The organism is Methylotenera versatilis 7, assembly GCF_000799165.1.
Classification (GTDB): domain Bacteria; phylum Pseudomonadota; class Gammaproteobacteria; order Burkholderiales; family Methylophilaceae; genus Methylotenera_A; species Methylotenera_A versatilis_A.
Window position 1 is genome coordinate 84,831 of record NZ_JUGF01000003.1, and the last position, 21,282, is coordinate 106,112.

At 43.4% G+C, this 21,282-nt stretch carries 22 protein-coding genes; 13 read left to right on the forward strand and 9 right to left on the reverse strand.

The window, feature by feature from the left end:
* Positions 1–12: 12 nt before the first annotated feature.
* Positions 13–1,425, reverse strand: a complete 1,413-nt coding sequence (locus K370_RS11620) for a phosphomannomutase/phosphoglucomutase (protein WP_047542120.1) — start codon at positions 1,423–1,425, stop codon at positions 13–15.
* Positions 1,426–1,487: 62 nt separating this feature from the next.
* On the reverse strand, positions 1,488–1,682 hold the full coding sequence (iscX, locus tag K370_RS11625) for a Fe-S cluster assembly protein IscX (protein ID WP_047542121.1): 195 nt from the start codon (positions 1,680–1,682) through the stop codon (positions 1,488–1,490).
* A gap of 409 nt (positions 1,683–2,091) precedes the next feature.
* Between iscX and glyA the strand changes: the two genes are divergently transcribed.
* The 11 genes from glyA (at position 2,092) to ftsB (ending at position 12,996) form a co-directional block, all read left to right on the forward strand.
* On the forward strand, positions 2,092–3,339 hold the full coding sequence (gene glyA, locus K370_RS11630; protein ID WP_047542122.1) for a serine hydroxymethyltransferase: 1,248 nt from the start codon (positions 2,092–2,094) through the stop codon (positions 3,337–3,339).
* 37 nt (positions 3,340–3,376) lie between these two features.
* Entirely contained in the window at positions 3,377–3,820 is a 444-nt protein-coding gene (nrdR, locus tag K370_RS11635; protein WP_020168774.1) for a transcriptional regulator NrdR, read from the forward strand.
* A gap of 57 nt (positions 3,821–3,877) precedes the next feature.
* Entirely contained in the window at positions 3,878–4,270 is a 393-nt protein-coding gene (locus tag K370_RS11640) for a hypothetical protein (RefSeq protein ID WP_047542125.1), read from the forward strand.
* 39 nt (positions 4,271–4,309) lie between these two features.
* Entirely contained in the window at positions 4,310–5,431 is a 1,122-nt protein-coding gene (gene ribD, locus K370_RS11645; protein ID WP_047542127.1) for a bifunctional diaminohydroxyphosphoribosylaminopyrimidine deaminase/5-amino-6-(5-phosphoribosylamino)uracil reductase RibD, read from the forward strand.
* Positions 5,432–5,466: 35 nt separating this feature from the next.
* Positions 5,467–6,285, forward strand: a complete 819-nt coding sequence (locus tag K370_RS11650; protein WP_047542129.1) for a TatD family hydrolase — start codon at positions 5,467–5,469, stop codon at positions 6,283–6,285.
* A 309-nt stretch (positions 6,286–6,594) separates the two neighbouring features.
* Positions 6,595–7,677, forward strand: coding sequence for an S-methyl-5-thioribose-1-phosphate isomerase (mtnA, locus tag K370_RS11655; protein WP_047542131.1), 1,083 nt, complete (start codon positions 6,595–6,597; stop codon positions 7,675–7,677).
* Between the two features lie 2 nt (positions 7,678–7,679).
* Positions 7,680–8,318: a class II aldolase/adducin family protein gene (locus K370_RS11660; RefSeq protein WP_047542133.1), complete on the forward strand. Its 639-nt coding sequence runs from the start codon at positions 7,680–7,682 to the stop codon at positions 8,316–8,318.
* 326 nt (positions 8,319–8,644) lie between these two features.
* Positions 8,645–10,303 carry a CTP synthase gene (locus K370_RS11665; RefSeq protein WP_047542134.1) on the forward strand — a complete coding sequence of 553 codons (1,659 nt, stop codon included), beginning with the start codon at positions 8,645–8,647 and terminating at the stop codon, positions 10,301–10,303.
* The gene (kdsA, locus tag K370_RS11670; RefSeq protein WP_047542136.1) at positions 10,300–11,139 is read left to right on the forward strand and encodes a 3-deoxy-8-phosphooctulonate synthase; all 840 of its coding nucleotides are present in this window, start codon (positions 10,300–10,302) and stop codon (positions 11,137–11,139) included. Before K370_RS11665 ends, kdsA begins: the two co-directional genes overlap by 4 nt.
* Positions 11,140–11,179: 40 nt before the next feature.
* Positions 11,180–12,466, forward strand: a complete 1,287-nt coding sequence (gene eno / locus K370_RS11675) for a phosphopyruvate hydratase (RefSeq protein ID WP_047542138.1) — start codon at positions 11,180–11,182, stop codon at positions 12,464–12,466.
* Between the two features lie 146 nt (positions 12,467–12,612).
* Complete coding sequence (gene ftsB / locus K370_RS11680) at positions 12,613–12,996, forward strand: cell division protein FtsB (protein ID WP_047542140.1); 384 nt, start codon at positions 12,613–12,615, stop codon at positions 12,994–12,996.
* A gap of 30 nt (positions 12,997–13,026) precedes the next feature.
* Here ftsB and K370_RS11685 read toward each other — a convergent pair whose 3' ends face one another.
* The gene (locus K370_RS11685; protein ID WP_047542141.1) at positions 13,027–14,070 is read right to left on the reverse strand and encodes a YgfZ/GcvT domain-containing protein; all 1,044 of its coding nucleotides are present in this window, start codon (positions 14,068–14,070) and stop codon (positions 13,027–13,029) included.
* Positions 14,071–14,115: 45 nt separating this feature from the next.
* Between K370_RS11685 and K370_RS11690 the strand changes: the two genes are divergently transcribed.
* A complete protein-coding gene (locus tag K370_RS11690) occupies positions 14,116–14,622 on the forward strand; it encodes a hypothetical protein (RefSeq protein WP_052185274.1) in 507 nt (168 codons plus the stop codon).
* Here the strand turns inward: K370_RS11690 and K370_RS11695 are convergent.
* Genes K370_RS11695 through K370_RS11720 form a run of 6 tightly spaced genes read right to left on the reverse strand, consistent with a single transcriptional unit; the run spans position 14,592 to position 20,175 of the window.
* Positions 14,592–15,602, reverse strand: coding sequence for a VWA domain-containing protein (locus K370_RS11695; protein WP_047542143.1), 1,011 nt, complete (start codon positions 15,600–15,602; stop codon positions 14,592–14,594). The two genes, K370_RS11690 and K370_RS11695, sit on opposite strands and share 31 nt — an antisense overlap.
* 29 nt (positions 15,603–15,631) lie before the next feature.
* A complete protein-coding gene (locus tag K370_RS11700; RefSeq protein ID WP_047542145.1) occupies positions 15,632–16,186 on the reverse strand; it encodes a hypothetical protein in 555 nt (184 codons plus the stop codon).
* A gap of 15 nt (positions 16,187–16,201) precedes the next feature.
* The gene (locus tag K370_RS11705) at positions 16,202–17,182 is read right to left on the reverse strand and encodes a vWA domain-containing protein (protein WP_047542147.1); all 981 of its coding nucleotides are present in this window, start codon (positions 17,180–17,182) and stop codon (positions 16,202–16,204) included.
* Between the two features lie 2 nt (positions 17,183–17,184).
* Complete coding sequence (locus tag K370_RS11710; protein WP_047542149.1) at positions 17,185–18,183, reverse strand: hypothetical protein; 999 nt, start codon at positions 18,181–18,183, stop codon at positions 17,185–17,187.
* A gap of 58 nt (positions 18,184–18,241) precedes the next feature.
* Positions 18,242–19,105: a DUF58 domain-containing protein gene (locus K370_RS11715; protein WP_047542151.1), complete on the reverse strand. Its 864-nt coding sequence runs from the start codon at positions 19,103–19,105 to the stop codon at positions 18,242–18,244.
* A 53-nt stretch (positions 19,106–19,158) separates the two neighbouring features.
* On the reverse strand, positions 19,159–20,175 hold the full coding sequence (locus K370_RS11720) for an AAA family ATPase (RefSeq protein WP_047542153.1): 1,017 nt from the start codon (positions 20,173–20,175) through the stop codon (positions 19,159–19,161).
* 581 nt (positions 20,176–20,756) lie between these two features.
* Here K370_RS11720 and fabA point away from each other — a divergent pair.
* A complete protein-coding gene (fabA, locus tag K370_RS11725; protein ID WP_047542155.1) occupies positions 20,757–21,275 on the forward strand; it encodes a 3-hydroxyacyl-[acyl-carrier-protein] dehydratase FabA in 519 nt (172 codons plus the stop codon).
* Positions 21,276–21,282: the final 7 nt, after the last annotated feature.

Sequence of the window (21,282 nt, forward strand, 5' to 3'; positions counted from 1 at the left end):
GTGTTAAGTCAATTAAAAAGGCAAAGCAACGTGCGGTGCTGCATTCCAGATTACTTCTCTGAATTGCCCTTGAATACGCAACAGTGCGGCTTCAGAGTCTGCTTCAAATCGCAGCACAATGACAGGTGTCGTATTAGATGGGCGCATCAAACCAAAGCCATCTGCATATTCCACACGCAGCCCATCAATGGTAATCAATTCAACCGCACCTTCAAATTTCGCGGTTTTCTGCAATTGGGCAATCAAGGCATGCGGCTCGCCTTCTTGCATCTGAATGTGTTGTTCTGGAGTGCTGACGCTATCTGGCAGGCTGTTTAATATGTCAGATGGGTTGTTAAACTGGCTTAAAATTTCCAACATGCGCGCACCAGCATATAGCCCATCATCAAAGCCATACCAACGTTTTTTGCCATTAATATCCGCATCGTTAAAAAACACATGCCCACTCATTTCGCCAGCTAGGGCTGCATTGGTTTCTTTTATTTTAGCTTTAACCAATGAGTGACCTGTTTTCCACATAATCGGTTTGCCGCCATATTTGCGAATCCATGGGCTTAAATTGCGGGTCGATTTCACATCGAAAATAATATTGGCGCCTTTGTTGCGACTTAAAACGTCTTCTGCAAATAGCAGTAACTGCCTGTCTGGATAAATGATTTTTCCATCTTTGGTGACAATACCTAATCTATCGCCGTCACCATCAAACGCTAAGCCGATTTCGGCTCGACTGCTTTGTAAGGCGTTAGCTAAGTCGACCAGATTTTCTGGCACAGATGGGTCTGGATGATGATTGGGAAAATGACCATCCACTTCACAAAATAGCTCATCTACACGACAGCCAATCGCGTTATACAATGTTTTTGCAAATGCACCTGCTACACCATTGCCACAATCAACGGCAATTTGCATGGGCCGTGTTAATTTAATATCCGTTTGAATCGTCGCAATATAATCAGCTGCAATATCATAATTGCGTGTTAAACCTTCTCCGTAAGTAAAGTTCTTTTGCTCTATGCGTTCACGCAAGCTTTGGATAGATTCGTTGGATAATGTTTCATCTGCCAGCACCATTTTCAAACCGTTGTAATCAGGTGGATTATGGCTGCCAGTCACCATCACGCCACAATGCGTTTTCAGGTAATAAGCCGCAAAATACACCATAGGCGTCGCAACCATACCTAAATTCACTACGTTCACGCCAGCTTTGCGAATGCCAACTGCCAACGCTTCAGCTAATTCTGGCCCAGATAAGCGACCATCAAAGCCGATGCAGATTTCAGATTGTCCACGTTGTTTAGCTTCGCTACCCAATGCATGACCAATTGATTCGACAATGCCGGGCGTGAGTGTTTTGCCCACAATACCGCGAATATCGTAAGCTTTGAAAATTTCTTTAGGGATTACGGTAGAGTTAGGTGTTTGCATGATTTTTGTATAGTAAATAGATAATTTTTTTGACTACATTGTTTAAGGCGCGCCCCTTAAATTTATTCGGCTTCGTCAATCCATGCCAATTGAATGGCTTCCAGTATTTTTTCGCCACAATGTTCTGGATCATCATTAAAACCCTCTAAATCCAGCACCCATTGCATTAAGTCGGTAAAGCGCACTGTTTTTGGATCAATATCGGGATGTTTATCAGCCAGTTCTTCCGCTATTCTTAAGCTATCTGTCCATTTCATGGGCGACTTTCAAATTATTAAAATGTTTATTATAGCGTGCCTTGTTTAGACGTCTATTAAATCATCATCTATTAAATTGTCGTGAAGTGTGCATAAAAAAGCCCAGCACTTGATACATCAAGATGCTGGGCGAAACGAGCGCTTTGGAGATAAGGCTGTTGTAAATATAAAAGCAATTGCCATGCCTAAAGTATTTTTCAATTAAAACAACTGGTTATAAATTTACTCATGTGTTTGGCTGTTTGATTTGCTGCATTGTGTGGTTGTATACAGCCAAGTGGCACAACCAATTTAATGACAGGCATATTTTCATTTAAGGCGCATGGTTTAAGATGCATCAACAGCGTGATAAAATAATCAATTGTTCAGTTATGTCTTACTCACTTAATTAGTAGAAAGTTTTAAAGCCATGTTTAGTTACTCCAACAAGCTTGCTATTGCTGATCCAGCACTTGCCACCATGATTGATGCAGAAGTTGTGCGCCAACATGACCATATCGAGTTAATTGCTTCTGAAAACTACACCAGCCCAGCTGTGATGGAAGCGCAAGGCTCGCAATTAACCAACAAATACGCTGAAGGCTATCCAGGCAAACGTTTTTACGGTGGCTGTGAGTTTGTTGACCAAGTGGAGCAATTAGCGATTGATCGTTTAAAGGCCTTGTATGGCGCGGAATATGCCAACGTGCAGCCACATTCAGGTTCGCAAGCCAATCAAGCGGTGTATTTCTCTATTCTAAAACCGGGCGATACCGTGATGGGTATGAACTTGGGTCACGGCGGACACTTAACACATGGTTCACCTGCAAATCTATCAGGCAAGTTATTTAATATCGTGCCGTACGGTTTGAATGATAAAGAAGAAATCGATTACGACGAGATGGAACGTATCGCGGTTGAATGTAAGCCAAAACTATTGATTGGTGGCGCTTCAGCTTATGCCTTACGTTTTGACTGGGCACGCATGGCTGAAATCGCCAAAAAGGTCGGCGCCTATTTCATGGTCGATATGGCGCATTATTCTGGTTTGATTGCAGCTGGTGTTTATCCAAATCCTGTGCCACATGCAGATTTTGTGACCTCAACCACGCATAAAACCTTGCGTGGTCCACGCGGCGGTATTATTTTGGCCAGAGCCGAGTTTGAAAAATCATTGAATTCAAATGTGTTCCCAAGTTTGCAAGGCGGTCCATTGATGCATGTGATTGCTGGTAAAGCGACTGCGTTCCTGGAAGCTGCACAACCAGAATTTAAAGCCTACCAAACGCAAGTGATCAAAAATGCACAAGCGATGGCAGAAACCTTAACAGCACGTGGTTTGCGCATTATTTCTGGCCGTACAGAATCGCATATGTTCATGGTGGATCTGCGTCCGAAAGGCTTGACTGGTAAAGCGGCCGACGCAGCTTTAGGTTTGGCGCATATCACAGTGAATAAAAACGCGATTCCAAACGATCCGGAAAGTCCATTCGTGACTTCAGGTATACGTATCGGTGCGCCAGCAATCACCACGCGCGGTTTTAAAGAAGAAGAAGCGAGACAAGTGGCGAACTTGATTGCAGACGTGTTGGATAACCCAACGGATGAAGCTTTGATTGCGGCCACTAAAGCTAAAGTGCATGCGTTAACAGCGCGTTTTCCAGTATACGGAAAATAAAATATGTGCTTTACGCTAAATCGGGAGCTTAAATAAAGTGAAGTGCCCATTCTGCGGCACGGATGATACTCAGGTTATTGATTCCAGGGTCAATGATGAGGGCGATTCTATTCGCCGTCGCCGCAAATGTGGTGCTTGCGATAAGCGCTTTACTACTTATGAAACGGCTGAGTTACATATGCCGCAAGTAGTGAAGCAGAATGGCACACGCGAAGAATTTAATCGTGAAAAACTGCGCTTATCGTTTACACGCGCTTTGCACAAACGGCCGGTGCCAACCGAGTATGTAGACCGTGCACTTGATCATATCGTGCAAAAAATGTTGGGCTTGGGCGAGCGTGAAGTGCCGGCACGCGATTTGGGCGAAAGTGTGATGCAAGAGCTAAAGTTAATGGATAAAGTCGCTTATATCCGTTTTGCATCGGTGTATCGTAGTTTTTCAGACGTGGATGACTTTAATAATGTTATTCGCGACTTGTAAGTTAGTAGTAGATTAATTAATCGTCAGTTAACTAATTGAAAGTGACCATCAAACGCCATGAAATTCATTAATGTTTCTTCAATCGCTTTAGCGGTTTTTACCATTTTGTTAACGATTGTATTTTTTACCTGGTGGGCGTTTAAAGATAAAGTGGTTTTTGGCGCTGAAAAGTTTGATCAAACCAAATGGATGCAGCACGCAGCAACGATTGAGCAAGAATGCAAACGTGGCGATATGGCTTATGATTTACAGCAAAATATTTTAATTAAAGGCGCGCGCAAAGAAGCTGTGATGGCTTTATTGGGCCGTCCTAGTATTGAAGAGAGTTTTACTGCAAACAACAGCGCCATTGAATATGATTTGGGCAAATGCATGCATGTATATCATGGCCTGCTTATATTTTTTGATGCGAATAATCAGTTAACACAAAGCCGTATTTCATCGCATTAACCAGCGCATAAATCAGCTATGCCAGACTTTCAAGCCTAAATGTTTACCGCCAGCGATCATATTTGGATGGCACGTGCGTTAAAGCTGGCAGAGCAGGGTTTATATACGACCATGCCCAATCCACGTGTTGGGTGCGTGATTGTTAAAGACGGCATAGTCATTGGTGAAGGCGCACATCTTAAAGCTGGCGAGCCACATGCAGAGGTGTTTGCCTTGCGTCAGGCGGGCGGACACGCTAGAGGTGCAACGGCTTATGTGACTTTAGAGCCATGCAGCCATACAGGCCGCACACCACCTTGCGCGGAGGCTTTGGTCAAAGCGGGTGTTGCCAAAGTGATTGCCGCGATGGTTGACCCTAATCCGCTGGTTGCAGGCAATGGCCTGGCCTATTTACAAGCACAGCATATCGAAGTGGCGAGTGGCTTAATGCAGGCGCAAGCACAGGAATTAAATGCCGGTTTCATTGCTCGCATGTCTCGAAAAGCACCTTATGTGCGTTGCAAAATTGCCAGTAGTTTAGATGGCAGAATCGCACTTAATAACGGACACAGTCAATGGATTACCAGCGAAGCGGCAAGGCTGGATGTACAGCATTGGCGTGCGCAATCCTGTGCGATTTTAACGGGTATCGGCACGGTTTTAAGTGACGACCCTGCGATGACGGTGCGCAGTTTAAATGTTGAACGACAGCCCTTGCGTGTGATTGTGGATAGTCAGTTGCGCATATCGCCACAAGCGAAAATTCTGCAAGGTGGCAATACTTTAATTGCGTTTGCCCAGCCTGACGATAATAAAGCCAATCTATTACTGGCTACCGGCGCAGAACTGCTTTGCATTCCGAACCAAGACAATAAAGTATGCCTGAAAACGCTATTAAGCCATCTGGCGCACATGCAAATTAATGAAGTGCTAGTGGAGGGTGGTGAAGCCTTAAACGGCGCCTTGCTTGCACAAAGCCTGATTGACGAGCTTTTGATTTATTACGCTCCCAAATTGATGGGAAGTGCAGCTAAAGGTTTGTTTGATATGCCGGCTTTTACGCACATGAATCAAGCCATTGGGTTAGATGTACTTGAGCTGCGTCAAATTGGCTGTGATATTCGGCTACGTGCAAATCCCGTTTATTCTGTCAAAAAACCTGTTAATCAAACTCCCAGTTAGCTAGTCAATCAATATGAAACGGTGCGTAAAATTTAATGTTATTAATTGATACACACTGCCACCTGGATGCCACTGAATTTAATTCAGACCGTGATTTAGTTGTCGCCAATGCCCATCAAGCAGGTGTTCATAAAATTGTGGTGCCATCCGTCGCACGCAATAATTTTCAAAGCGTGATTGATTTAGCGCATCAACACGCGCAATGCTTCATGGCTTTGGGCATTCATCCCATGTACGTTGACCATGCGCATCCAAGCGATTTAGCCGTATTAAAACAGTTAATTGCCGAACAATTGGCACATGCAAACCCTAAAATAGTCGGCGTGGGTGAAATTGGTTTGGATTTCTTTGTTACACAGCAAAATCGCGAAACGCAGGAATACTTCTTTATTGAGCAGCTTAAAATTGCGCAGACATTTCAATTGCCTGTCATTTTGCATGTGCGTCGCGCAATCGACGAGATTTTGAAGTATCTGCGTCGGCACCCTGTTGCTGGCGGTATTGCGCATGCATTTAATGGCAGTCAGCAACAGGCGGAGGAGTTTATCAAATTAGGATTCAAGCTGGGGTTTGGTGGCGCGATGACTTACCCGCGTGCGCTTAAGATTCGTGAATTGGCTAAAAATTTACCATTAGAATCGATCGTATTGGAAACTGACGCGCCGGATATTCCGCCGGAATGGATTGGTACAAAGGGCAGAAACAGGCCCGCAGAGCTAGCAAAAATAGCACAAATGTTTGCTGATTTAAGGGGTGTTGAAGAGTCGCAAATCATTGAAATTACAGGTAAAAATGCGTTGAAAATCTTACCTAAATTAGCTGGGTTATACACATCAGTTAAAGTGCTACATTAACAATTGTAAAAAACTGTATCAAACCAATGGCATACCGTAAGCCATTGATTTTATTGAGTAATGAAATAGATTAAAAAATGAACTTTTGAAAAAAAGCCTTATAAATTGGTAGGTTACACTTTTAAGACACAGCAATCCACAAAGTTATCCACAGATTTTGTGGATGGAAAATCGTAAAAAATAAAACAAAAAAAATTGCAAGAAATTTATTCGTAATTATTTATACTATTTAGCGATTTAATATCAATAAAAAGTTATATAAAACTTGCAATTTAATCATAAGCCAGATTTGTAATAAGGTTGTACTAAATGAAAGTTGCTCAAAAACCGTTTCGAACGATTTGGCCGAGTCCACGCTGCAAATTTGTGCAGATTATTAATCAAACGCAATTGCCGTTTGCATTTGAAGTCTTAAAAATCCACACTTTAGAGCAAATGGTCAATGCCATTAAAACCATGCAAGTACGTGGCGCACCATTAATCGGTGTTGCAGCTGCGTATGGCATAGCGTTGGCAATGTTAGAGGATGAGTCGGATGCTTATTTAATCACTGCTGCGGAAATGCTCAAAAATAGCCGCCCGACAGCCGTTAACTTGGCTTGGGCGGTTGATCGCATGGTGACGAGTTTGCAGGCAGCACCTATTAATCGGCGCAATATGACGGCTTGGCGCGAAGCAGCAAACATTGCGGAAGAAGATGTCGTGCAGAATCAATTAATCGGTCAGCATGGACTGGGGTTAATTAAGCAACATTATCAAAACCAAATAGATCCAAATAAACCATTCAATATTCTGACCCACTGCAATGCGGGCTGGCTGGCGACTGTCGATTACGGTACGGCTTTGTCGCCCATTTATGCGGCGCACGATGCCGGTTTGAATGTGCATGTTTGGGTAGATGAAACGCGCCCACGCAATCAGGGCGCGGCGCTTACCGCTTGGGAACTGAGACAGCATGGTGTGCCGCACACGGTCATTACTGATAACGCGGGCGGTCATTTAATGCAGCAAGGTCTGGTGGATATGGTGATTGTGGGCGCAGACCGCGTAACTGCAAATGGCGATGTATGCAACAAAATTGGCACTTATTTAAAAGCATTGGCAGCGTTTGATAATCACACTCCATTTTACGCAGCAGTGCCTAGTCCAACGATTGATTGGACAATGACCGATTACAAGCAAATTGAAATTGAAGAGCGTGATAGTGACGAAGTGCAATTTATACAGGGTTTAGCGGCAGATGGCAGTATGCAAAATGTTCGGTTATTTCCAGTCGAATCAAACGCCGCGAACCCTGCGTTTGATGTGACACCTGCCAGATTGGTAAAAGGCATTGTTACTGAAAAGGGCGTATTTTCGCCTTCTGATTTGGTTAAGTTAAGAGAAGGCTAATCATGCAGGATAAGTGCGAACAGTTACTCGCCATCAGCCAGAAATTAGCACAACTAGGCCTAAATAAGGGCACATCTGGCAATGCAAGTGTCAGATGTGGCGGTGGATTCCTAATCACACCAAGCGGCATGATTGTCGATGAAATGACACCGGATAGCCTGGTGCAAATGCAGTTTGATGGCACTTTTGAACAAAACAAAAAGCCGTCATCAGAATGGCGCTTTCACCGCGATATTTTAGCCAGCCGCCCAGATATCAGCGCAGTTATTCACACCCACAGTATGTTTGCCACCACGCTAGCCTGTTTGCATAAAGATATTCCAGCATTTCATTACATGATAGCCGTTGCGGATGGCGATACTATTCGTTGTGCGCCGTATGCATTATTTGGTTCGCAGCAATTATCTGATAACGCATTAACTGCTTTAATTGACCGTAAAGCTTGTCTGTTAGCGAATCACGGCATGATCGCTTTGGGTTATGATTTGGATGATGCTTTAGCGGTGGCAATAGAGGTTGAAAATCTGTGTGAGCAATATTGGCGGATTTTGCAGGTTAACTCCAATCCGCCATTGTTAAGTGAAGCTGAAATGCGTGAAGTGTTTCAGCAGTTTAAGGGCTATGGAAAGTGGGGGATTTAATTGAGTTGCGCCTGCTAACAAGTTGTGGCAAAAAAATTTAGGTTAGCCAATTAACATTTACTTAAAACGACAGGTTACTTAACTTTTTTAATAAACAGTTTTTATCGTAGTGGAAAACCTGAAATTGTAGGTTTAACTCAATGGCTTGCCAATGCGTGCTGGTCTGATGTGCGACAGGTTTTTGGCGTAATCTTTGCTGACTACACTGGCATTTTTAACCGTTTGTTTGCAAACCCAACATTGTTATTCTACTGCCTTTGCGGTAAAATTTGTTCCCGTCTGTAAGCTAATTCTTGGCTTACCATTAAGTGTAAAGCGTCCTGTAAATGACCAAATATGTATTCGTCACTGGCGGTGTTGTTTCTTCTCTCGGTAAAGGTATCGCCGCTGCCAGTTTAGGCGCAATTTTAGAGTCGCGTGGTATCAAAGTAACCATGCTCAAGTTAGATCCCTATATTAACGTTGACCCCGGCACTATGTCGCCATTTCAGCACGGAGAGGTTTTTGTGACCGATGACGGCGCTGAAACCGATTTGGATTTGGGCCATTATGAGCGATTCATTTCGCAACGTATGGGTAAACGTAACAATTTCACCACCGGTCAAATCTACGAAACCGTGATTAAAAAAGAACGTCGCGGCGAATATTTAGGCAAAACTGTGCAGGTGATTCCACATATCACCGATGAGATTAAAACGCATATCAAACGCGGCGCTGAAGGCGCAGATGTGGCGATTGTAGAAGTCGGCGGTACTGTGGGCGATATTGAGTCGTTACCGTTTCTGGAAGCGATTCGCCAGATGGGTTTTGAAGAAGGCAGATCAAATACCTGTTTCATCCATTTAACGTTATTGCCGTGGATAGCGGCGGCGGGTGAGTTAAAAACCAAACCGACGCAACATTCTGTGAAAGAGTTGCGCGAAATCGGTATTCAACCAGATATTTTGCTTTGTCGCGCTGACCGCAATATTCCAGATGAAGAGCGTAGAAAAATTGCTTTGTTTACAAATGTGGCGCCAGAAGCGGTCATTAGCGCAATCGACGCAGACTCTATTTATAAAATACCTGGGTTGTTACATGACCAGATGCTGGATGAAATCGTCTGTCATAAATTAGATATCTTGGCTAAAGCAGCTGATTTATCTAGCTGGGAAAAAATCTCCTACGCGCTCGCTAACCCTAAACATTTAGTCAATGTTGCCTTTGTAGGCAAATATGTGGATTTAACTGAATCGTATAAATCGCTCACTGAAGCCTTGATTCATGCGGGTATACATACTGAATCAAAAGTCAAAATTCACTACATGGATAGTGAGGAAATTGAGCAGAACGGTACGGAAAAATTAGATGCGATGGATGCGATTCTGATTCCTGGCGGCTTTGGTGTGCGCGGTACAGAAGGTAAAATTGCCGCGATTCAGTATGCGCGCGAAAATAAAATTCCTTATTTAGGCATTTGCTTAGGTATGCAATTAGCTGTGATTGAGTTTGCGCGCAACGTGGCACATCTGAAAGGTGCAAACAGTACTGAGTTCAATGCAGATGCACCGCATAAATTGATTGGCTTGATCGATGAGTGGCAGGACGCATCTGGCAAAATCGAAAAACGTGATGAGAGCTCTGATCTTGGCGGCACTATGCGTTTAGGCGCACAAGCTTGTCCTACAGTAGAAAACACCTTGGCTGCAAGCATTTATGGTGCGCAAGTGAATGAACGTCATCGCCATCGTTATGAAGTGAATAACCATTATGTAGATCAACTCAAACAAGCCGGTCTAGTTATTTCTGCACGCACATTAGGCGAAGATTTGTGTGAGATGATTGAGTTGCCAAAAGCGACACATCCTTGGTTTGTTGCCTGTCAATTCCATCCGGAATTTACTTCTAATCCACGTGCCGGTCACCCTTTATTTAAAGCGTATGTGCAGGCGGCATTAGAAAATAAAGTAACACATAATAGTATTACTAAAGGCGACTTTTCATGAAGTTATGTAACTTTGATGTAGGTCTTGAGCATCCATTATTCCTGATCGCAGGCCCTTGTGTGATTGAGTCACGTGAGTTTGCGATTGAAACAGCCGGTAAGCTGAAAGAGATTGCGGCAAAAGTGGGCATTCTTTTTATCTATAAATCATCCTACGATAAAGCGAATCGCAGTTCGACCAAGACGTTTCGCGGCTTTGGCATGGACGAAGGTTTGCGTATTCTGGATGAAGTAAGAAGTCAGATTGGTGTGCCAGTATTAACCGATGTGCATACCACTGAGCAAGTGCCACATGTGGCAGCGGTGGTAGATGTGTTACAAACTCCAGCGTTTTTATGTCGTCAAACCGATTTTATTGTGGCTGTGGCGACTTGCGGTAAGCCAGTTAATATCAAAAAAGGCCAGTTTTTAGCGCCGCATGATATGTTGCAGGTGGTGAATAAAGCCAAAGAAGCCAATGGCAATCAAGACACGATTATGGTGTGTGAGCGCGGTGCCAGCTTTGGCTATAATACGTTGATATCGGACATGCGTGGCTTGGCCATCATGCGCGAGACTAATTGCCCTGTGGTATTCGATGCTACCCACTCAGTACAACAGCCGGGCGGTCAGGGTGATAAGAGTGGAGGGCAGCGTGAGCATGTGCCTGTGCTGGCGCGTGCGGCGGTAGCTAGCGGTATCGCTGGTGTGTTTATGGAAACCCATCCAGACCCTGCAAAAGCCTTATCAGACGGTCCAAATGCTTGGCCGTTAGATAAGATGGAAGACTTGCTGCATTTGTTGGTTGATATGGATAGACTGGTTAAAAAATCGGGATTTATTGAATCAACGCTTTAAATAGTTAACGTATTTTTATCATTAATTTTTAGGATTAAACATGAGCGCAATTGTAGATATTATCAGTCGTGAGATTTTGGATTCACGCGGCAACCCAACAGTTGAATGTGACGTGCTACTGGAAAGTGGCGTTATCGGTCGTGCGGCCGTGCCGTCTGGTGCATCTACGGGTGCGAAGGAAGCAATGGAGCTGCGTGATGGAGACTCAGACCGCTATTTAGGCAAAGGTGTATTGCAAGCAGTTGAAAACGTGAATACTGAAATCACCGAGGCGATCATTGGCTTGGACTGTGAAGAGCAAAGTTTTATTGATAAAACCTTGATTGAGCTAGATGGTACGGAAAATAAAGACCGTTTAGGTGCCAATGCCTTATTGGCGGTTTCAATGGCCTGTGCCCGTGCGGCGGCGGAAGAGAGTGGTTTGCCTTTGTATCGCTATTTAGGCGGTTCTGGTGCGATGCAATTGCCAACACCGATGATGAATATTATCAACGGCGGCGCGCATGCGGATAACTCTGTCGATATGCAGGAATTTATGATTATCCCAGCTGGCTTACCAACATTCAGAGAAGCTTTGCGTTGCGGCGCAGAAGTGTTTCATCAACTGAAGAAAACGCTGCATAAAAAAGGTTTAGCTACTACTGTGGGCGATGAAGGTGGTTTTGCGCCAAACTTGCCATCAAACGAAGCCGCGATTCAGTTGATTTTAGAAGCGATTTCAGCTGCAGGTTATGAGCCGGGTCGTGATGTTTATCTTGGCCTAGATTGCGCCAGTACAGAATTCTACAAAGATGGTAAATATCATCTGGAATCAGAGGGCTTATCACTAACTTCTGCACAATTTACCGATTATCTAGCGACATGGGTGGATAAATACCCGATCATCAGCATCGAAGACGGCATGGGCGAATTTGACTGGGACGGTTGGGATATCCTGACTAAACGCTTGGGCAAAACTACGCAGTTAGTGGGTGACGATTTGTTTGTGACCAATTCTAAAATCCTGCGTGAAGGCATCAAGCGCGGTGTGGCTAACTCTGTATTGATTAAGGTTAATCAAATCGGTACGTTAACAGAGACATTCCAAACCATCGAAATGGCTAAACGTGCAGGCTATACGGCCGTTGTGTCACATCGTTCCGGTGAGACAGAAGATACGACAATTGCAGATATTTCAGTGGCAACTAATGCCTTGCAGATCAAAACAGGCTCATTGTGCCGTAGCGAACGTATTGCAAAATATAACCAATTGTTGCGTATTGAAGAAGAATTAGGTGATGCAACGAGTTATGCCGGTATGGGCGCTTTTTACCAACTGTTCAAGTAATTTCAAATGCAATCGAGCCAATACGTTGTTGCATTAGCTTGCCGTACTTGTTGTACTGTCTGCGCTGATGCGCCTAGTCTTGGCTCGATTGCATTTGAAATGGAATGGGTGCGATCTTATAAAAAGGCTTCTTATAAAGGCTCATTTTGAAAGCTCTAACCTTAATTTTTGTAATCCTAATCGCTTTACTACAGTACCCGCTGTGGCTTGGTAAAGGTAGCTGGTTGCGTGTCTGGAATGTTAACCAGCAAATTAGCAGTCAGAAAGAAAAAAATAAAGCGCTTAAGCAGCGTAACGAAACTTTAAGTGCTGAGGTGCGTGATTTAAAACAAGGCAATGCAGCGATTGAAGAACGCGCACGTAGCGAGTTGGGCATGATTAAGGAAGATGAAGTGTTTTATCAGGTGATTGATCAACCTTTACCAACAATTCAGCCGAATCAACTGCCTGAAATTTCGGCAATTCAAAATACTCAGCCTGAATTATCCGCAGCACCAACAGTTTCACCACTAGGCAATCCAATGCCTTAACTTAACCATATGATTAACGCAGATTAGGTGTTAATTTTGGTCGTTTAGAGCGTAGGGCAACGGCTTAATTTCAATAGCAAAGCCTTGCCAAGTCAGATTTCCTGCCTGTCTCGCCTCAATACGCATGGCTACCAACGCGTCGAATCCCGCCTCACCATTCGGCGCAACTTTTACTATGCGGCCAACTTCATTATTTAAGCCATCCAGTATCGTATCGCCTTCAACGGGCGCAGTGTTTGATACTATGCTGACCAAATAAGTACGACGTTTTACCGTGCCTAGATAATGCGCGCGCGCGACAATCTCTTGGCCGGTATAACAACCTTTTTTAAAATTAATGCCATTTAAAATATCTAAATTGAGCATTTGTGGCACAAATTGCTCTTGAGTTTTTGGCAGTATTTCAGGTATCCCTGCCTGAATGTCTAGCCAATCCCAGCAGGGCTTGCCAACCAACTGGCACTGAGATTTAAGCGCATTAAATAAAACAGGTGCATTAATTGCATCTGTGAAAATTTGAAAGCGTGAATGACCGGCGATTGTAGGTAACTTTAAAATGGCACCATTTTCCAGGCTGACTAATTCATAATCCTGTGTGGGGATTTGGCTAAAAAACGGTGTTAACAAAGCGGCAGAATTCGGGCCATTTAAACCAAATTTAATGATGCTTTCAGATGCGTCTCTAATCTCCACTTTGCTGCGCATCACATACATTTTAAGTCGCTTCATCATCGGCTCTAGCAATGCACGATTAAACTGTAAATGCAGGTGATCACGCTGCGCAAATGCCAAAAATAAGGCAAGCAGTCGTCCTTTAGGTGTGCAATAGCCAGTGTAGTGCGCACTGTTGCTTGTGGTAAGCAGTTTTACATCGTTGGTTACCTGACCTTGCAGAAAAGTCACTGCATCGGCACCAGTGATTTCTAATAAACCAAGGTGATTTAAATCGTACAGTGTATTCACGCTTTTTGTAGCGGTTAATTCTTTATGCGGATTGTTAAAATGGCTGATTACGCCATCTGCAATGACCGCGCCATGTTCTACTAATCCTAATTGCCAATCTGATGCCGTCATGCGATTATTTGCCTTGTTTATTCACTATTTTAGAGTGAGTTTGTAATGAAGCCTGTTTTACCAAAAGCCATTGTGATACAGCTTTTGCCCTCAGTTCTATTATTGGGTTTGTTAGTCGCAGTTGCAACCATCAGCGTAATGATTATTTTAATACTGCCCATTATTTTACTCATTAAATGTGCAGTATTTCTTTTGATTATTGCTTCAACACTATATTTCATATTGCGAGATGCGTTGCTGATATTGCCTTGGTCGTGGCAAACCATTGAAGTAGATGTGAAAGGTATTCTAAAGTTAACCAACAAAAGGCAGCAACAATTTAAACCGCAATTGGCAGCAAGCAGTTTTACGCATCAGTATTTAACTATTCTGAATTGTAAAAGAGATGGCTTGAAATGGGCATTGCCACCCGTATTGTTGCTGCCCACTTTTTCAGAAAATATTGCCAGTCAATTTGAAGCTAAAGATTCATTAAGACGCTTGCGTGTGTGGGTGCGGCTATTTAAGCACGATAAAAATCATCAGGATAATTTTGCAATATCAGGCGAGTGACGTTTTTTGCGTGCAAGCCATGATTTCCATAAGCTTTTTGATTCTTTAACTGGGTGTTTCGGTAAATAAGCGGCTAAAAACACTAAGCCAGCTAACCCAGAAAATACCCATTTTAATTGAAATTGCGCCTTATCACGGCGGGCGGGCGGCTGTTTTTTCATCGCAGATAATACCGCTTGCACGCTGCTACCGTTCACGTATTTGGCATTGATTTCCTTGGTCACAGACAGTAAATATTTTTCATCTAATTTAGATAAAAATCGATCATTAGTGCCACTGGCAATGCTGTCATTACGAGTGCCGATATTGGATTCGGAGATTTGTGCAACCCCTGGTTGTAAGGCAAAACTTTCGTTAGACCAATAACCAATCACTTGATTTTTTTCATCTAATTTAGGAATTGCCGTGCCTTTTTCGCTACCGATTCCGACGAAAAGCCAGTCTTTTGCACCTTGAAAATCAGTTAAGTCACGCGTATTAAATGCATGTAAAAAAGGCGTTTCTTCACCATCGGTAAAGTAAACCACTTGGGCTGTTTCAGGAAAACTGCGAATCAATCTCGCTAACGTTGCCAGGCTTTCACGAATACGGCTGTTGCCAGACCAGCCTGTGCGCCAATCTAAGTGGTCAATCGTGTCTTCGATAGCGGCAAAGTTTTCGCATACTTCAATTGGCGTATAAAGCGCAGCTACACTCACGCCAGCAAACAAGCCAATTCCAACCTGTGTACCGCACGGCATTTCACCAATAATGCGGTGCATCAGATATTGCTGGTATTGCATGCGTGTAACGGCTTTGCCATTAATACTTTCATCCACCACATTCATGCTTTGCGAAATGTCAGCTACCAGTAAGTAGCTATAGATATCGCGTTTAATCGGCACAGTCGGTTTAAATAGTGCAATCAATAGCAAAATCAACGCTAGCGTTAGCAGGCTAATGTCGCGACGATGGCGGAAGTAATTGTATATATTTATCATGATGTTCTAGCCGTTAACTTAATGGCTTATTAAGGCAATCCAACGGGAATGTTGCCCATAATCAGCCCTGGTGTATCCGATTCACCCACGCCTGGCGTTGGCGTTCCAGGTAACATGGTTAACAGGCGGTCTAGATTGTGGCGTGCATCCCAATGGCTATTATCATTTTTTAACGATGTTTGATAAGCCGTTTTGGCTTGGCGTATCAAATATTCGGATTCATCACGCACAGTATTATTCGTGCCATTAATGGCTAATCCACGCAAAAAGAAGATGTTGCCGATATTGTAATTAACCGCCGATTTTTGCGATGCATTGGCTTTTGGTAAGGTTTGTGTAAACAATAAAGTGGCTTCTTTATAACGTTCTTTTTTCGCCAAATAAAGCGCAGTCGCAAATTTAGCTTCAAAGCTTTGCTTATCTGTTTTAGGCGTTTTTCCTGAACTAATCGCCTGATTAAATTCATCAATTTGGCGAATTCGATTAAAAGTATAAATGCTTGCTAATAAACAAGTAAGGCTTAAAAACACTAAAAACCAAGAGAGTTTTTTTACCGTGAATAAAGATTGAATATTAAATTTCATCGTAGTCTCGCTATTTTAATTTCGCCAAGTTCTTACTTCTAAATATTTTACGCCCAGCAGTAATGCAATCATGGCTGCAGCAAATATGAAGCAAAGGCTTGAAAAATCCTTACCTGGAATCTTATGTAAATATTTGATGGGTTTTTTCTCTTTACGATTGATATCATCAATCGCCAATTGCAGTGTTTTCGGGTCTTCTGCCTCATAGGCATTAAACGGCGTTTTAAGCGTCTTAAAAAACTCATGTAGCTCGATCTCTGGCGGTAAGGGCTGGTCTTCCTGTGGCTTGTAGTCCTTGTCGAAAATACTTAAGCCGCCTGGTTGGCGCAACACGATCCAATACAAGCTGAGATGCATGCGGTCAAACCAGTCCTTGATTTTCTGTTGTGTGTTGGCATCAATACGGCCAGCGCCATCTGATAATAAAATCACGACGCGCGAACCAGAGTCGGGCACTTTGTCAAACAAACCAGCGGCCGAAGTTAAGCCGCTGCCAATATTGGTTTGAAACAATGCATTGCCTGCGGTTGCACGCACAGCAGCGACAATGGCTTCCTTGTTTTCGGTAAGCGGCAACACATACATAGCGGAGTTACTAAAGGTAATCATGCCCAGCATATCGTTTTGACGGGATTGCACAAATTGGGTGATCAGTCTGCTGGCCGCGGCTGATTTAGTTTCGCCCACGGTGGTCGGGGTTGAGCCGGAAAATGGATCGTCCATACTGGCGCTGCGGTCTAATACCAGCGTGATTTGTGCGCCAACGCCAATACGTTCGATATGTTGCTGATTGCTATGTGGTGCGCTTAAACCCAGAATAATAAACGTGAGAATCAGTACGGCTAATACTTTTAGAATCCATCCAATTAAATCTGAAAGCGGATCTGCTGGCAGCATATCCAACCAAGAGTAACTTTTGCTATGGGCGCGCTGAAACACTAACGGCAATATCGCTAGTGGCAACAACCACAACATCCAGGGATGAGAAAAAGCCATCTTTAAACCTTTGAATCAAGCGCGTCTGGAATTAAGCCGCGTTCACAATCGCGGCAGCGACGGCAGAATCGTGCCAGCCATTTAATCGGCTCATGACCAATATCGTGTTTTGCGTTTGGTTCAAAAAAGACCTGGCGCGACAAGGCAAAGAACTGTTCAATTTCAGTCTTTATCGGTTTAAAGCTGGGTTTTTTCTCAAAAAATTCATTCAGATTTCCACCGAACACACTCATGCCAGCTGTCGTGTTAAGGGATTGATGCATGCTGGTTATCGCTTGCTGTAAGCCTTGAGGTGTATTGGGCGACCTGCGGATTAAACGATAGCTCTTTGCAAATGGACCACCCATGCGTGGTAACCAGGTATATTTGCCTAGTATGTACAGCAAGCCCAACAAACTTAACGCTAAAACCGTTAACAACACTTTTAAGTATTGTTTAAGGTTGCTGTTGTCCAATAATAATGGGCCTCTGAAGCCTGACATATCCGATTCAATTTTCACCGCACCATAAATTGAAAGTGGCGAAATCGCAAAGTCCCAGCTTGGGATGCGGTATTTCACGACTTCTTTCGTCTGTGTGTTGATAATGCGTAAATACTCTTGTGGCAATGAACCATGTTTTGCTACCAGATTGTTGGTAAATACCTGATAACTCAAGCTGAGTGTATGCGTGACATCATCACTATGTTCTTTTTTGACGTGTTTAAGATCGCTTAAATCAATGCCGACTAATTGACCTTTATAACGTCTTTCGTAGCCGATAATAGGTAAAGATTCGTCAATCAGTTGATAGGGCTTTTTAATGGTAATCGTCATATTACGCGTTAAGATATCGCCAACCGTGTAGCCTACATTGCGCACCGGCTCTTGTATCTGGATGCTGACAATGCCAGGTTTAATATCTGGCAGCTCTTCATATTCCAGCGCGTAGGTGCTAGCCACACTTAATATGAAAAGCGGACTTGTAATGATTGCCAGCCAATATTTTTTTAATGATTTCATAGTGTTAAGTATTCGGTTTATGTTTTGAATTAATCTCTTAAATCATTCACTATTCAGTTTAAGCCGCGACAAATTGGTGAAAGTATTCAGTTAGAGCGTCGGCATCAAAATCACCTTCCACGTAAAACGGCGGCATATCAAACTGCATAAATAGTTTATAAATCGCTTCACGACGCGCCTCAAATGATGCAATGATTTTGTCACGATATTCCTTGCGCAAAAATAAAGTGCGTTTCTGGCCCGTTTCAGGGTCGGTGACGGCGGTAATGCCAAACTCAGGCAGATTCCTGTATTCATCCGCATCCCATAAAACCACGGGCACAATATGGTGGCGCAATAAGTTCGCCAGTGAGCCTTCTAACTCTGCTAATGGCATATGGAAATCTGAAATTAAAAATACCAGTGAGCGTTCGCGCGGCAAATAGCGCCACACATCGTTAATGCCGCTGCCGGAAACCGGTTCGGGATGATATTCTTTCAAGCGTTCTGCCAACTCAATCGCGCGTTGTGATTTAAACGATGCTGTGCTGATCCAATCTTCGCGTACCACTTCATCAAAACCCACAAAACCGAATGGGTCTGAATTTCTAGTCGCTGAACGTGCAATCGATTCTGCAATCTCTGCCGCTTTGCGAATTTTGCGTTCTTTTGCGCCAAAATTCATGCTGCCGGATAAATCGCAAATCACAAAAACCGGCGTTGCACTTTTTTGATTGAACAGGCGTACATACACCTGTTCCATTGGATCGCGAATGGTTTGGCGCAAATCGATGCGGCGCGGATCAGGGTAGGCGATCAGTGTGGTATGACCAATAAACTCCATGCCCATGCCGCGCTGCGTGCTGGCATGGCGACCAGGATGGCGACCGCGATTACGCCAGCCGATGTGGTAGCTAAACTCTTTGATATTTTCAATGGACATTGATGCTGACCGATATGAATATTAATGACTGAATGTTAATTGCTGAATATAGACTAGGGCGCGGCAACAGCGTTGATGATATTGCTTAACATTTCGCGCGCAATTTCTGTACGACGCATTTCATAAACTGGGCTAAATACCAATCTGTGAGCAACAGTTTCATGAAAAACAGCATGAATATCTTCCGGTGTAATCGCAGTGCGTTCATTCAGCCAAGCGTTGACACGTGCTGCGCGTAGCATCATGCTCATACCGCGCGGGCTGGCACCAGCAAGCACTAGACGGTTCATATCCACATTTGTCACCTTAATGCCAAAATCAGTCGGTTTGCGCGTGGCTTTCCATAAATTAAGCGCATATTTTTCAAGTGTTTTCGAAGCCTCGACACTTTCTTGAATAACACCAGAAAATGCATTTAATTCATCGAATTTCAATACGTCAGGTTTAACCGTATCAATCAGTGTGTCTACGTTGTGAAAGCGCGTATCAAACATCAGGCCAGACATAATGTCATCGTCATTGGGAACCACAATTGGGATTTCCATCATAAAACGGTCGCGCGCCGCAGAAGGAATTTCAAACGTTTCTTCTTTTTCGACTTGATTGCGGTCTGCAAACACAATCATGTGCGGAAATACATGTTCTTTATTAAATGCAGAAAGCGTACGTTCCGCCATCACGCGCAATAGCAAGGAATGTACTTGTGGGCGCGCGCGGTTGATTTCGTTAAAGAAAAATACCGATAAATCTTCGCCAGACATTAACAGCGGGCCAGCACTTACGTGCGGTTTACCGTCTTCGCCTAGGTAAGTGTGATATACCAAATCGTTCGGCATTAAGTCAATCGTGCCCTCAATCCGCTGATAGCCGCCACCGATTCCGCGTGTAAAAGCGCGTAGCAGTGTGGTTTTTCCCACGCCAACATCACCTTCAAGTAATACATGGCCACGTGCAAAAATCGCGATGGTGATTAAACGAACAGGGTTTTGCTGGCCAACCACTACTTTGTTCACTTCGGTTTCTAAAGTCAGCGCATGTTGACGCCAATCGGCTAATAGACGGTCACTCATTGAGTTTTTCCTAAAATTTAAATGATTAACTAATAGTAATAAATGATTAAGTAATAATAGATGGTTATTTATGCGTGCTTATGTAATTAGTATAATGAATTTGAAATGATTGCTTACAATTTGTTAACAATATAAATGAAATTCTGCGAAGTGTATACCGGTTTGTATAGTTTAGGCGGTTAATATTTCTTGTAGCGATATCTTTGTTTCTTAATATCAAAAGTCATGTGTGGACATGGATTGTAATCACCTAATATAAAGCCAATTGCCGTTAGCCCGATTATGCGCTTTATCTACGTTGCTCAAAGTGGGTTTAACTCCAAATCAGCAACTGATAATCAAAATCAATGGCCACTTTAAATAAAACGCTTTGGACCCACATTAATTAAATATTGCCTCTAAAAACGGATAAATATTTCCTAAAAGTTTTAGCATCGCCCAAAATAGTGGATAATTTAGCCTGCGATTACAGAGCAAATTACTTATTTTTTTATAATTAAAATAAGGGCGCTGTAAAAATTGATAACTTTAATGCTTTAAATTCATGCATTAAAATAAAATACTTAAAAGATCAACAACTCATGACGACTAGACAAAACAGCTTTACCAAAGAAGAACTATTAAAATGCGGACGAGGAGAATTGTTTGGTCCAGGTAATGCGCAATTGCCTTTGCCACCCATGCTGATGTTTGATCGTATTGTTAAGATTACAGAAGACGGTGGTAAATACGGACATGGCCAGATTATTGCTGAATTGGATATTCGGCCAGATCTATGGTTTTTTGATTGCCATTTTACTGGCGATCCAGTGATGCCTGGTTGTCTGGGTTTAGATGCAATGTGGCAGCTGGTTGGGTTTTATTTGGGCTGGATGGGCGGACCGGGTCGTGGCCGCGCATTGGGAGCGGGTGAAGTGAAATTTAGCGGGCAAGTGTTGCCAACGGCTAAAATTGCAACTTATACCATTGATTTGAAACGCGTTATTATGCGTAAGTTGGTGATGGGCATTGCTGATGCAACTATGTCACTAGATGGCCGCGAGATTTATGCAGCGAACGATTTGCGAGTTGGACTGTTTACGCGCACAGACAATTTTTAAACGGATA